The organism is Niveibacterium sp. 24ML (genome assembly GCF_026586805.1).
Lineage (GTDB): Bacteria > Pseudomonadota > Gammaproteobacteria > Burkholderiales > Rhodocyclaceae > Niveibacterium.
On record NZ_JAPFHA010000028.1, the window covers coordinates 35,607 to 48,623 of the forward strand.

Sequence of the window (13,017 nt, forward strand, 5' to 3'; positions counted from 1 at the left end):
CTCAGCCCGCGCCGAACAGCTCGGCAAGTTGCTTCATCACCACCGCGTCGAGTTTCGGGATCACCGCCAGCGCTCCGAGGTTGTCGCTCAGTTGCGCGACCGACGAGGCGCCGGTGATCACGCTCGATACGTGCAGATTGGCGCTGCACCACGCAATCGCCAGTTGCGCCGGCGTGCAGCCCAGCGCCGCAGCGATCTCCACGAAACGGCCGACGATTGCGTTCTTCGCCGGGTCGGTCAGCGCATCGCGCAACCAGGCCATGCTTTCGAGCGCGCCACGGCTGCCTTCCGGCACGCCACTGCGGTATTTGCCGGTCAGCAGCCCGGAAGCGAGCGGGCTCCAGGTCGTCAGTCCAAGGCCGATGTCCTCGTAGAGGCGCGCATATTCCTTCTCCACCCGTGTGCGGTGGAACAGGTTGTACTGCGGCTGTTCAACCACCGGCTTGTGCAGGTGGTGGCGTTCGGCAACTTCCCACGCGGCGCGGATCTCGTCGGCCGCCCACTCCGAGGTGCCCCAGTACAGCGCCTTGCCCTGCTCGACCATGTCGTGCATCGCCCATACCGTCTCTTCGATTGGCGTGTTCGGGTCGGCACGGTGGCAGTAGGCCAGATCAACGTATTCGAGACCGAAGCGCTGCAGCGAGCCATCGATCGCCTGCCGCAGGTACTTGCGGTTGAGCGTGTTGCGCTGGTTCGGCCCTTCTGACAGCCCCCAGTAGAACTTGGTCGAAACCACGTACTTGCTGCGCGACCAGCCCAGTTCGCGCAGTGCGGCGCCCATGATGGTCTCCGACTGCCCGCCCGCGTAGGCCTCGGCATTGTCGAAGAAGTTCACGCCCTGATCGAAGGCCGCAGCCATCAGCTCGCGCGCGGCGCGGGTATCAACCTGGTTGTGGTAAGTCACCCAGGAGCCGAGCGAAAGCTGGCTCACTTGCAAGCCAGAGCGGCCCAGACGACGGTATTCCATGTTTCACACCCCCCTGTGCAAAGCAGCACGGGCCTCGCCGCAATGCTAGATTGCCGGCTTACCCGATCAACGGAAACACACCATGCTACGCGCCCTTCGCCCCGCCCTGAATGCCCTGATCCTCGCAACGCTCACCGCATCCGCCTTCGCGGCCGAGCCCCTGCCCTACAACGAATCCGCCGACGCGCGCGCCGAGCTCAAGGCCGCGATTGCGCAGGCCAAGTCGCAGAAGAAACACGTGCTGGTGGTATTCGGCGCCAACTGGTGCAAGGACTGCCGCGAACTTGCCCGAAAAATGGCCGAAGGCACAGTCGCCCAGCATGTCGCGAAGCAATACGTCGTCACCAAGGTCGACATCGGCAACTGGGACCGCAACCAGGACATCGCCGCCGACTGCGGCAACCCGAGCAAGAAGGGCATCCCCGCCGTTGCCGTGCTCGGCGCCGACGGCAAACTCCGCAAAGCGACCTCGGCCGGCGAGCTGGCCTCGGCGCGCGACATGGGCGAGGCAGAGTTGATGGCCGTGTTTGAACAGCTGGCGAAGTGAGGTACGCGCCCGCACCGCGCTAGATTGGCGTGCGCTTCGGATTGATCGAGCAGGCAAGTTCGGTTGGGGGTTTGTTCCTGCAGGGGGAAACCCGGCACGGCGCAATCGACCGGCCCGCCCCCGGCGGCCTACAAGCCCAGCGTGCTCCACATCTCGTCGACCCGCTGCTTGACCGCCGCGTCCATGACGATGGGCGTACCCCATTCGCGCTGGGTTTCGCCCGGCCACTTGTTGGTCGCATCCAGGCCCATCTTGCTGCCCAAGCCCGCCACCGGCGAGGCGAAGTCGAGGTAGTCGATCGGGGTGTTGTCGACCAGCGTGGTGTCGCGCGTGGCGTCGACCCGCGTGGTCATCGCCCAGATCACTTCCTTCCAGTCGCGGATGTCGACATCGTCATCCACCACGATGATGAACTTGGTGTACATGAACTGGCGCAGGAAGCTCCAGATGCCGAACATCACCCGCTTGGCGTGGCCCGGGTAGGCCTTCTTGATACTGACCACCGCGAGGCGGTAGGAGCAGCCTTCGGGCGGCAGATAGAAATCGGTGATTTCGGGAAACTGCTTCTGCAACAGCGGCACGAACACTTCGTTGAGCGCCACGCCGAGCATCGCGGGTTCATCTGGTGGCTTGCCGGTGTAGGTGCTGTGGTAGATCGGGTTACGGCGCATCGTGATGCGTTCGATCGTGAACACAGGGAAGTCCGACACCTCGTTGTAGTAACCGGTGTGGTCGCCGTAGGGACCCTCGGGTGCCATGTCGTCGGGGTGGATCACGCCTTCGAGCACGATTTCGGCCGACGCAGGCACCTGCAGATCGCAGCCGATGCACTTCACCAGCTCAGTCTTCCCGCCGCGCAGTAGCCCGGCGAACTGGTATTCCGAAAGGCTATCCGGCACCGGCGTCACCGCGCCGAGAATCGTGGCCGGGTCGCAACCCAGCACCACCGCAACCGGGAAAGGCTGGCCGGGATTGGCCTGCTGATGTTCACGGAAGTCCAGCGCGCCGCCACGGTGGGCGAGCCAGCGCATGATCACGCGATTGGGCCCGAGCACCTGCTGGCGGTAGATGCCCAGATTCTGCCGCTGCTTGTGCGGGCCACGCGTCACGACGAGGCCCCAGGTGATCAGCGGCGCGGCATCGCCCGGCCAGCAGTGCTGAATCGGCAGCCGCGCGAGATCCACATCGGCGCCTTGCCACACCACTTCCTGACACGGCGCCGAGCTCACCACTTTGGGCGACATGTTCATCACCTGCTTGAGGATCGGCAGCTTCTCCCACGCATCCTTGAGCCCCTTGGGCGGCTCAGGCTCCTTCAAAAAGGCCAGCAGCTTGCCGACCTCGCGCAGCGTGGTCTGCCAGTTGCCCTCCTCGCCCATGCCGTAGGCCACGCGTTGAGGTGTGCCGAACAGGTTGGCGAGCACCGGGATGTCGCAGAGCTTGCCCCCAGTCGTCGGCTTCTCGAACAGCAGCGCCGGGCCGCCTGCGCGCAACACGCGATCGGCGATCTCGGTCATCTCTAGGTGGGTATCCACCGGCACCGCAATGCGCTTGAGTTCGCCACGGGCTTCGAGTTGCGCGACGAATTCACGTAGATCCTTGTAACGCATCCAATCCCTCTTTCAACGGCAGGCCGCCTAGGCCTCAGCGCCCGAACAGTCCGGGGTAGATCCAGTAATCCAGCGCAAGGCCCGCAAACACCGCAGCCCCAAGCCAGTTGTTGTGCAGGAAGGCCTTGAAGCAGAGCGCCCGATCGCGGCCGCGAATCAGCGTGTAGTGGTAACCCGCAAGCAAGGCCGCAAGCGCCAAACCACAAAAGTAAAACCAACCGCGCGCAAACTGCACGCCCACCCAGGCCAGCAGCCCCAGTGACACCGCATAGCAGATCATCACTGCCGCCACATCAAAGCGGCCAAAGGTGATCGCAGAAGTCTTGATGCCAATCTTCAGGTCGTCCGGCCGGTCGACCATCGCATATTCGGTGTCGTAGGCGATCGACCAGAACATGTTGGCCAGCAGCAAAATCCATGCAACCGTCGGCACCTCGCCCCACAAGGCGGCGAAAGCCATCGGGATGCCAAAACCGAAGGCCACGCCAAGGTAAGCCTGAGGCAGTGCGAAGAAGCGCTTGGTGAAGGGATAGCTCGCCGCCAGCAGCACCGCAGGCACCGACATCGCCCAAACCAGTCGATCCAGCGGCAGAATCAGGACAAAGCTCATCAAAGCCAACGCGGCCGCCAGCAAGAGCGCCTCACGCCCGCTGACGGCACCGGTCGCGAGCGGCCTGTCTTTCGTGCGCTCCACCTTGCCATCGAAATCACGGTCGGCGTAATCGTTGATCACGCAGCCGGCCGAGCGCATCAGCACCGTCCCGAGCACGAAGATCCAGACCACCCAAAGACTCGGCTTGCCATAGCCGGCAAACCACAAGCCCCACAGGGTTGGCCACAACAACAAGAGAATGCCGATCGGCTTGTCGAGCCGCATCAGCTTCTCGTAAATCCCGAGTCGTTCGATCAAGCTCATCTTTTGAGGCTCGCAATGGTCGGCAAGAACACTTCAGTCACCAGCAGCGGCAGGTCACGTCGCAAGAAGACGCTGCGGCGCGCCCAGAGCGGGCCTGGGGACGAGAGCGCCGCACTGCCGATGGCGCGTTGCCAGCGCGGATCGCGCGGGCCCAGGCGTTTGAAGTGTAATCGCCCGCGCTTGACCGAGGCGTCCGCAAACAGAACGGCACCCAGCGGACGGGCCCCAAGCCCGGCGACCAGGTGCCACGCGCCGCGCAGGTGGCGCGGCAGCACCACCGAATGCGCAAAGACCACCGGCACCCCATCGGCGCACAGCAGCACTTCACGCACCAGCGCCGAAGACGGGCGTACGCGCCCGAGCAAGGCGCGCTCGTCAACCAGGGGCAGCGCGAGCCTTTGCTGAAGCACTTGCACCTCGAAGCGATCGCAGCGCGCGCGGATTCGCGCGGTGAGTGAACCACGATCGGTCAGCCAGGGGCGGATCAACGCACGCTCGGCCAAGGCGGGGTGGGGCAGCCAGCGTTCGTGGCGCGGGCTGTGCATGTTTCGGATCGTCATGACAGGCGCGGGATGATACCCGCCCGCGCCGTTTTCATCCTGTTGCAGTTGCGGGAAAGGGGCTTTCGACCGCGTGGTAAACTGGTCGGATATCTTGGGCGCACGCCCCGAACGTCAGGAATGAGAGGCCCCCGATGGACCTTATCGCGCACATCTCCCAACAATTTGAAGACAGTGCCAACGCGAAGATCACGGCTGTCGACTCAATGGCCGCGCCGATTGCCGGCGCCATCGAAGCGATGACTCACGCGCTGATGAACGGCGGCAAGATCCTCGCCTGCGGCAACGGCGGTTCGGCCGCGGACTGCCAGCATTTTGCCGCGGAGCTGATCGGCCGTTTCGAACGCGAGCGCCCGGAGCTGGCCGCGATTGCGCTCACCACCGATACCTCGGCGATTACCGCCATCGCCAATGATTACTCGTACGAGCAGATCTTCGCCAAGCAGGTGCGGGGGCTGGGTCAGGCCGGCGATGTACTGCTTGCGATCTCCACTTCCGGCAACTCGGGCAACGTCATCGCCGCGATCGAGGCAGCGCATCAGCGCGACATCCGCGTGATCGCACTGACCGGCAAGGGCGGCGGCAAGATTGGCGGGTTGCTGCGCGATAGCGACGTACACCTGTGTGTTCCGCACGACCGCACGGCGCGGATCCAGGAAGTGCATCTGCTCACTATCCATTGCATCTGCGACGGCATCGACTGCCTGCTGCTGGGGTCCGAGGCATGACGCTGCGCAGCCTGATCCTGCTTGCCGCCATCGCAAGCGGCTTGCCCGCCTGTGTGCCGATCATCGCGACCGGCGCGGCGGTTGGCGTATCCGCAACGCTTGATCGCCGCTCCTACGGCGTGCAGATTGAAGACTCAACCATCGAAACAAAAGCCGCATCGGCGATATCGGCCAAGCTGGGGCCCGAGGCACGCGTATCGGTCACCAGCTACAACCGTGTGATCCTGCTGACCGGCGAAGTCCCGACCGAAGCGGCCAAAGCAGAAGCGGAACGCCAGGTTGCGACGATTCCCAACGGCTTTCGCGGCATCCACAATGAACTGACGGTTGGCGCGCGCGCATCGTTCTCGCAGCAAAGCACCGACGCCTTCACGACCTCGGCGATCAAGAGCCGCCTGGTCGAGATGAAGGAAGTTTCATCGGTGCAGGTCAAGGTGGTGACCGAAACCGGCACCGCTTACCTGATGGGCATCGTCTCGCCGCGCGAACAGGAAGTGGCGACCTATGTTGCAACCACTACCAGCGGCGTGCGAAAGGTGGTTCGCCTGTTCGAGGTAATGTCGCCGGAGCAGATCAAGCAGATTGACATCCTGCAAAGTTCAAGCGCTGCCAACAGCGCAAGCAAGGCACCCTGAGCAGCCCAGTCTGACCGGGTACCCATCGAACAAGAGGAACAAGGGCCGCGTCATGCGGCCCTTTTGTTTTGACTGCAGCGGACGGCAATGCGATCCGGGCTTGACGCCACTGGCCCCCCATAGCAGAATGCGAACCATTCTTATTGTCGTTGCCATGCCGAGGCGCGATGTAACAATGCGCTTGTGGCAAGGCACTCCGAAGGGCTAGGCTATGTATGTCTGCGTTTGCCATGCAGTAACCGAACGTCAGGTTCGGCAAGCCGCGAGCAATGGCGCCCGGCGCTTGCGCGATCTGAGCGATACGCTCGGCGTTGCGACGCAGTGCGGCCGTTGCGCGTCGCATGCGCTGACTTGCTTGCGCAGCTGTGATGCCTGCCCCAATGCCCAGAGCGGCACCAACGAACGGAGAGCCCCCCATGAAAGGCGACAAGAAAGTCATCCAACTGCTCAACAAGCAGCTTAAGCACGAACTCACCGCAATCAATCAGTACTTTCTCCACGCCCGGATCTACAAGAACTGGGGCTTTGACCGCCTCGGCTCGCACGAGTATCACGAGTCGATCGAGGAAATGAAGCACGCCGACAAGCTGATCGAACGCATCCTGATGATCGAAGGCCTGCCGAATCTGCAGGATCTGGGCAAGCTGATGATTGGCGAAAACGTCGTCGAATGCCTGCAGGGCGACCTGAAGCTGGAAACCGGCGCGCATGGTGACCTGAAGGAAGCGATTGCGCACTGCGAATCGGTCCGCGATTTTGTCTCGCGCGACATCTTGCAAGAAATCCTCGACGACACCGAAGAACACATCGACCACCTCGAAACCCAGCTCGAACTGGTCGAGAAGGTTGGCCTGCAGAACTACCTGCAGTCGCAGATGAAACCGGCAGACTCCTGAGCTGCCCGACGCCGCATCGAACGCCCCGCTTGCTGCGGGGCGTTTTTGTTTGGGCGCTCAATCCAGCGTGAGACAGCCGGTGTATCGGCGGCGCGAAACGCTGCTAGATGTGCCGATAGACGCGCGTATACGCATCTCGCAGAGATTGAAATTCGCGCGAAGCTGCGCGCCACGCGGGTCATCGTGGCCGCGGCCGTGTTGAAGTCGGGATGCTGGCCCAGCCGCGCCACGTAGTCCCCCCGCGCACGAAGTCCAGACGTCGCGCAAGAATGAGACCGGAGGAAGGTCGGCGCGGCCGCCCACTACATCTGGGTGTCGCCCATGCTTGAACCCCTGCCCTGCCGGCACCGGCCAGAAATCGTGATGGCGGGCTTCCTGAGTTTTGCCAACTGGCTGGCGCACGCCCGCATGCCGCTGCAGGAGGTACGCTCTGCCAATGCGCAGCCGGAACCGCAGATGCTGCCGCCTTACGAGCAGTCTTTCGGCGCACCGGTACGCTTCAACGCCCCGCAAAACTGCGCGCGATTCCCCAGCGCGATTCTCGATTTGCCGGCACCAAACGCCGACGTAAGCCTGTTCCCGGCACTAGAACGGCATGCCGAGCAGTTGCTCGCTGCGCGAGAGCGCGAATCGCACCAGGCGGCCATCCTCAACACGGTGCGCCGCCAGATCGTTGCGCTGCTGGCGCACGGCAACGCGCGTCTGGCAGAAGTCGCCGCCGGGCTCGATTGCACTCCCCGCACCCTGCAACGCAAACTGGCCGAAGCAGGCACCCACTACCAGGCCGTGCTGGACGCCACCCGCCGCGAACTGGCCGAGCAATATCTGCGCGAGCCCGGGCTGACGATGAGCGAAGTGGCGTTCCTGCTCGGCTATCGCGAGCAAAGTTCTTTCAACCACGCCTTCCGCGACAGGTACGGCACCACGCCGGCCGCATGCGCGATCAAGCACTGAACCGGCCTTGAGCAAGTCGCCTGCAAGCAATCAACTGCCGACTTGGCGCAAGTGCGACACACTTCACGAGGAGTAGCATGCGGTTTTTCGCTCTCACGAGGAGACAGTCCGTGAAAATCCGCCTGATCGCCGCGACCACGCTGGCACTTTCAGCCACCATCGCCCACGCAGAACCCGTCACGATCAATCCGCCGCCGAAAATTGAGTGTGTCCAGCCCGACATGCTGGGCCTTCAGCCGTCAAACACCCAGATCAAGGCCTATAACAAGGGCATCTCCACTTACAAGCAGTGTATGCAAACCTATATCAAGGATCGCCAGGATGCCGCCGCGCGCATCAGCGAATTGCACAAGGTCGAGATCGAAGCGGGCAACGTCGCGATCAAGGCATTCAACGAGTGGGTCGCGAAGATGAAGGCAGAGGAAGACAAGAACAACTGACCTCAACACATCTAAGACAACGAAGAAGCCGCCCGCGGGCGGCTTTTTTGCGGCTAGACCCCCTCCAGCTTCGCCATTCCCAGCATCAACCACTTGATGCCGTGCCCACCGCCAAAGTTGATCTGCACCTTGGCGTCGCTGCCGGCCCCTTCGGCCGACACAATCACGCCCTCGCCAAACTTTGCGTGACGCACCAGTTGGCCGATGCGAAAGCCGCCCAGATCACGCACCTGCGCGGCGGCCGAGCGCGGCGTCGGGCGGGCGGCGCTTGAAGGCGCCGGATCGTAGTACCGCGGCTGAGACGCCTGCACGCGCGGCGTGAGCCACTTGATCAGTTGCGGCGGGATCTCGTCGATGAAGCGCGACTTCATCGAGTAGCGCGTCTGGCCGTGCAGCATGCGGCTTTGCGCGAGAGACAGATAAAGCCGCTGGCGCGCCCGCGTCACCGCCACGTACATCAGGCGGCGCTCTTCCTCCAGCCCGTCCTGCTCCTGGATGCTGTTCTCGTGCGGGAAGAGGCCCTCCTCCACGCCCGACAGGAACACCGCGTCGAACTCCAGCCCCTTGGCGGCGTGCACCGTCATCAGCTGGATCGCGTCCTGCCCGGCATCGGCCTGATGATCGCCGGCCTCCAGCGAGGCATGCGCGAGGAAGCCCGCGAGCGACGGGTCTTCCGCTTCCGAAATGAAGTTGGCGCCGGCGTTGAGCAATTCATCCAGGTTGGCCAAGCGCTCTTCGCCCTCGCGCTCGGCACGGTAGTGCGCGCGCAGGCCGGAATGGTCGAGCACATGGTCGATCACCTCGGGCAGCGGCAATTCGCGCGTCGCCTTGCGCATCTCTTCGATCAGGCGGACGAACACCGCGAGCGATAGCCCCGGCCGGCCGGCCAGATGCGGCACCGTCGCGTAGAGGCTGGTGTTGTAGGTGCGCGCCGAATCAGCCAGCGCTTCGAGCGAGCGGGCGCCGATGCCGCGGGTCGGAAAATTGACCACGCGCGAGAAGGCGGTGTCGTCATCCGGGTTGGCGATCAGGCGCAGGTAGGCAAGCGCATGCTTGATTTCCTGCCGCTCGAAAAAGCGCAGGCCACCGTACACCCGATACGGAATACCGGTTGAAAACAGCTGGTGCTCCAGCACACGCGACTGCGCGTTGCTGCGGTAGAGCAGCGCGATGTCCGAACGCGACGCGCCATCGCGGATCAACTGCTGGATCTCTTCAACGATCCAACGCGCCTCGTCGTTGTCGCTGAGCGCTTCGAACACGCGGATCGGTTCGCCCGAGCCGGCATCAGTCCACAAGTTCTTGCCCAGGCGGCGGCTGTTGTTGGCGATGATCGCGTTGGCCGCATCGAGGATGTTGCCGTGCGAGCGGTAGTTCTGCTCCAGCCGGATCACGCTCTTGACCGCGAACTCGCGCTCGAAGTCGCGCATATTGCCCACGTCCGCACCGCGGAAGGCGTAGATCGACTGATCGTCATCCCCCACCGCGAACACCGCCGCCGGCTCGGCGCCGCCATGACCGGCCAGCAGCTTGAGCCACAGGTACTGCAAGCGGTTCGTATCCTGGAATTCGTCCACCAGCACATGACGGAAGCGGCTCTGGTAGTGCGCGCGCAGCGGCTCGTTGCGCGTCAACAGCTCGTAGGCGCGCAGCAGCAATTCGGCGAAATCGACCACGCCCTCCTTCTGACACTGGCGCTCGTACTCGGCGTAGATCGCGACCTTCTTGCGCGTCCAGTCGTCCCATGCCTCGGCGGCGTTCGCACGCAGACCCGCTTCCTTGTTGCCGTTGATGAAGTGCTGCATGTCGCGCGGCGGGAATTTCTCGTCATCCACGTTCAGCGCCTTGAGCAGGCGCTTGATCGCCGAAAGCTGATCGGCCGAATCGAGGATCTGGAAGGTTTCCGGCAGGCCGGCATCGCGGTAGTGCGCACGTAGCAGCCGGTTGCACAAACCGTGGAAGGTGCCGATCCACATGCCGCGCGTGTTGATCGGCAGCATCGCGGACAAGCGCGCGAGCATTTCCTTCGCCGCCTTGTTGGTGAAGGTCACCGCCAGCAAGCCATGCGGCGTGGTCTGCCCGGTGGAGATCAGCCAGGCGATGCGTGTCGTCAGTACCCGCGTCTTGCCCGATCCCGCGCCAGCCAGGATCAGCGCCGGCTGCGGCGGCAGCGTCACGGCGGCGAGCTGTTCGGGGTTGAGGTTGTCGAGAAGCGAAGTCATGAGGCACGGCCGGGCAGGAAAGCCGACATTGTACCGGCCCGCCCCCGCCCGACTGTGCCGGGACAAGGCGCGCCGTCGACGCTAGCCTTTCGCACCATGCACACGACCGATCACCCCTTCACGCGGGCCGCCGCCAGCACGCTCAGCGCCGAGGCACTTCTCGCGATCTGGAACGAGGCCTACCGCGGCTACTTCATCCCCTTCCAGTTCGATGCAGCGATGCTGCAGCGTCACATCGCGCTCGGCAGCATCGACCTCGATCGCTCCTGCGTCTGGTACGACAGCGACACACCGATGGCCGTTGCGCTGGCCGGCGTGCGCGGCGAGCGCGCCTGGCTCGGTGGCTGGGGCATCGCGCCGGACTGGCGGGGCAAACGGCATTCGCTGCCGCTGGTGCGCGACTTCATGCAGGCGCAAGTTGCCGCCGGCGCACGCGAAATCGCCCTCGAAGCGCTCGAACAGAACTGGGCGCTGCGCACCTATGCCGCCGCCGGCTTCGTCGATACCCGGCGCCTGCTGGTGCTCGAAGGGGCGATGACCTGCACGCATGTCACCGGCCACACCCTCTCGTTCGACGCCGCCCTGCAGGCACTCGCCACCCTGCCACGCGCCCCCGCCTGCTGGCAGCGCGACCTGCCGGCACTGCGCGCACAGTCCGACCTGGTGCCGGTGTGCGTCGGCCCGGAAACCTCCCCAACCGGCGTCGCCCTCACCCGCGTCGACGGCGAATGGCTGCGCATCATCGACATCGCCAGCACGCCGCACGCGACCGACGCCCTGCTCGCCGCCCTCGCCGCGGCGGCGGAGGGGCGCCGCCTGCGGGTGGTCAACGAACCCGAAGGGCCGCTGGCCGACGCACTGTGCGCGGGCGGGCTTGCGGTCGCAAATGCGCAGCGGGAAATGCGCTGGAGCGTGCGGTGATTGCATCACGCGGTTGCGGTTGGGCGGGTTAGCCACACGCGTAACCCACATTTCAGGGAACTAAGCCCGCTCCATCGCCAGATTCGCGCGGACGCGCCGTCGACGTACCCGCCCTGCGGGGCATCGGCAACCATACGCGGTGGCATTGGCAATTTGTTGGGCCACGCATCAACCCGAGCAATTTGTCGGACGGAAAAGCGAAAGGTCACACGAGTATTCATTGGCCCCCTTTAAGATGCCCGGAGACCCAAAGCCTAGATCGCCTGAAAGAACTCACAGATCATGCATCGCCTAAGCAATACACGAAGCCTCGTTGCAGGCATCCTCCTTTTCGGGTGCTCTTCTAATTGCAACGCTATGGCGCCCGACTACGGCGTCGTTGAATTGATCTGGTCGCTAATCGGAGGAGTCGGGCTTGTTTTCGCGGGACTTGGCTGGGCCGCTGCGGGCCGAGCGAAGGGAGCTTTGTTTGGCGTAGTCTTGTTTCTTGGGCTCATGGTGACCATGCTTGTGCTGATCATCTTTTCTGGCGACAAACATGAACGCGAGCTCAATGCAATGCGCGCTGACCGGAAGACTGCTGCAGAAAAGAGTGTCGCAGAAGTGCAGAAACAGTGTGAAGCTCAAGAGCGCTTCGAAGTATTCAAACCCATCAAGGTAGGCTCCAGCGTATTCGTCAACGTCAACCCGGAGCAGAAATCACCCACAGCGATTGAAGCACCAACGGTTACCCCAACCGAGGCTATGAAGTCGCAACAGAAGAGGTTCGGCGAATCGTTTCCGCCCAGCGACAACCGTAAGCAGTATGTCAACCCAATCATCTGGATCGGCAATGCTGATCGGCCTGAGTACATTGCCGAGATTCTTCACTCAGATCTTGTTGAAACCAACAACTGGGACCCATCCGGTAACTGGAAGTACCTTCGATTCGCCACCAAGCAGCGGTGGGACAAAGACGGTGATAGCTTCCACGCAAAAGGTTTCACCGAGACTCATATCGACGAGCGCAAGTTTGAGAATTGGCCCGACAACAAAATTGTGATGCCTATCCCAATTTGGGAGGCGCTCGCGCAGTACGTATTCGAAGTAGACGACATTTCTACTATGGATGACCGCCAGCACTGGGTGGCACGCGGACGCATGCGATTAAGTGATGCCAGAACGTCCGACGTGCTGGCAGAGTACGTCGGCTTTCAGTCGATACTGGATAGGCAGGCCGTCTGCCCTAAAGCCAAAGAAGCCTCCTCGGAACAAGGGCAATGGGACATGCTTCGGTTTTTCTTCGAACGCGTCACCGAGAAGTCCTGAACCTTCTATAACGGCGCGCAAGTTGGCGCCCCCAAACTTTCTCTTCTAACAGATTGGCAGTCATTGGGCTGAGCCCAACGAAACCCAACGCGTCGGCGTGCGAAGGGCCGCGACGCATTACTCCGGCCTTCCCGTTCAAGCCGGGTCCCGCCCCGGCGGGCGTGTTACTTCTTTTGCTTCGTCAAAAGAAGTAACCAAAAAAAGACGACCCGGCGTTCGCGGTCAGGCGCTGCGCACCTGACTTCCCTCGCGTGCTCGCGCAGTCGGGCGGCTGCGGAACTCGGCCCTGCGGGCCTCAGACAGTCCTCGCCGT

Annotated in this window: 14 protein-coding genes; 9 read left to right on the top strand and 5 right to left on the bottom strand. The window is 63.2% G+C overall.

Going from position 1 to position 13,017, the window contains the following annotated elements:
* Position 1: 1 nt before the first annotated feature.
* Positions 2-967, bottom strand: coding sequence for a potassium channel beta subunit family protein (locus OPU71_RS18925; protein ID WP_267729628.1), 966 nt, complete (start codon positions 965-967; stop codon positions 2-4).
* A gap of 82 nt (positions 968-1,049) precedes the next feature.
* Here OPU71_RS18925 and OPU71_RS18930 point away from each other — a divergent pair, with 82 nt between their 5' ends.
* Positions 1,050-1,514 (top strand): thioredoxin family protein, encoded by a 465-nt coding sequence (locus tag OPU71_RS18930; protein WP_267729629.1) that lies wholly within the window; start codon positions 1,050-1,052, stop codon positions 1,512-1,514.
* 128 nt (positions 1,515-1,642) lie between these two features.
* Here the strand turns inward: OPU71_RS18930 and ubiD are convergent, their stop codons facing one another.
* The 3 genes from ubiD to OPU71_RS18945 are packed head-to-tail and all read right to left on the bottom strand — an operon-like array spanning position 1,643 to position 4,600.
* The gene (gene ubiD / locus OPU71_RS18935; protein ID WP_267729630.1) at positions 1,643-3,124 is read right to left on the bottom strand and encodes a 4-hydroxy-3-polyprenylbenzoate decarboxylase; all 1,482 of its coding nucleotides are present in this window, start codon (positions 3,122-3,124) and stop codon (positions 1,643-1,645) included.
* Between the two features lie 34 nt (positions 3,125-3,158).
* On the bottom strand, positions 3,159-4,040 hold the full coding sequence (ubiA, locus tag OPU71_RS18940) for a 4-hydroxybenzoate octaprenyltransferase (protein ID WP_267729631.1): 882 nt from the start codon (positions 4,038-4,040) through the stop codon (positions 3,159-3,161).
* Positions 4,037-4,600 (bottom strand): chorismate--pyruvate lyase family protein, encoded by a 564-nt coding sequence (locus tag OPU71_RS18945; protein ID WP_267729632.1) that lies wholly within the window; start codon positions 4,598-4,600, stop codon positions 4,037-4,039. The genes ubiA and OPU71_RS18945 overlap by 4 nt, the downstream gene beginning before the upstream one ends.
* Positions 4,601-4,734: 134 nt before the next feature.
* Here OPU71_RS18945 and OPU71_RS18950 point away from each other — a divergent pair, with 134 nt between their 5' ends.
* From OPU71_RS18950 to OPU71_RS18975, 6 genes are all read left to right on the top strand, one after another.
* Positions 4,735-5,328 (top strand): phosphoheptose isomerase, encoded by a 594-nt coding sequence (locus tag OPU71_RS18950; protein WP_267729633.1) that lies wholly within the window; start codon positions 4,735-4,737, stop codon positions 5,326-5,328.
* Positions 5,325-5,963, top strand: coding sequence for a BON domain-containing protein (locus OPU71_RS18955; RefSeq protein WP_267729634.1), 639 nt, complete (start codon positions 5,325-5,327; stop codon positions 5,961-5,963). The genes OPU71_RS18950 and OPU71_RS18955 overlap by 4 nt, the downstream gene beginning before the upstream one ends.
* A 211-nt stretch (positions 5,964-6,174) precedes the next feature.
* Positions 6,175-6,426 (top strand): (2Fe-2S)-binding protein, encoded by a 252-nt coding sequence (locus tag OPU71_RS18960; protein WP_267729635.1) that lies wholly within the window; start codon positions 6,175-6,177, stop codon positions 6,424-6,426.
* Positions 6,380-6,859 carry a bacterioferritin gene (gene bfr, locus OPU71_RS18965; protein ID WP_267729636.1) on the top strand — a complete coding sequence of 160 codons (480 nt, stop codon included), beginning with the start codon at positions 6,380-6,382 and terminating at the stop codon, positions 6,857-6,859. The genes OPU71_RS18960 and bfr overlap by 47 nt, the downstream gene beginning before the upstream one ends.
* A 321-nt stretch (positions 6,860-7,180) precedes the next feature.
* Entirely contained in the window at positions 7,181-7,813 is a 633-nt protein-coding gene (locus OPU71_RS18970) for a helix-turn-helix transcriptional regulator (protein ID WP_267729637.1), read from the top strand.
* 110 nt (positions 7,814-7,923) lie between these two features.
* Positions 7,924-8,253 carry a hypothetical protein gene (locus OPU71_RS18975; RefSeq protein WP_267729638.1) on the top strand — a complete coding sequence of 110 codons (330 nt, stop codon included), beginning with the start codon at positions 7,924-7,926 and terminating at the stop codon, positions 8,251-8,253.
* 53 nt (positions 8,254-8,306) lie between these two features.
* On the opposite strand, the gene OPU71_RS18980 is transcribed toward OPU71_RS18975, so the two are convergent.
* The gene (locus tag OPU71_RS18980; protein WP_267729639.1) at positions 8,307-10,475 is read right to left on the bottom strand and encodes a UvrD-helicase domain-containing protein; all 2,169 of its coding nucleotides are present in this window, start codon (positions 10,473-10,475) and stop codon (positions 8,307-8,309) included.
* Between the two features lie 96 nt (positions 10,476-10,571).
* Here OPU71_RS18980 and OPU71_RS18985 point away from each other — a divergent pair, with 96 nt between their 5' ends.
* Entirely contained in the window at positions 10,572-11,396 is an 825-nt protein-coding gene (locus OPU71_RS18985; protein ID WP_267729640.1) for a GNAT family N-acetyltransferase, read from the top strand.
* Between the two features lie 282 nt (positions 11,397-11,678).
* Positions 11,679-12,704 carry a hypothetical protein gene (locus tag OPU71_RS18990; RefSeq protein WP_267729641.1) on the top strand — a complete coding sequence of 342 codons (1,026 nt, stop codon included), beginning with the start codon at positions 11,679-11,681 and terminating at the stop codon, positions 12,702-12,704.
* The last annotated feature ends 313 nt before the right edge of the window (positions 12,705-13,017 follow it).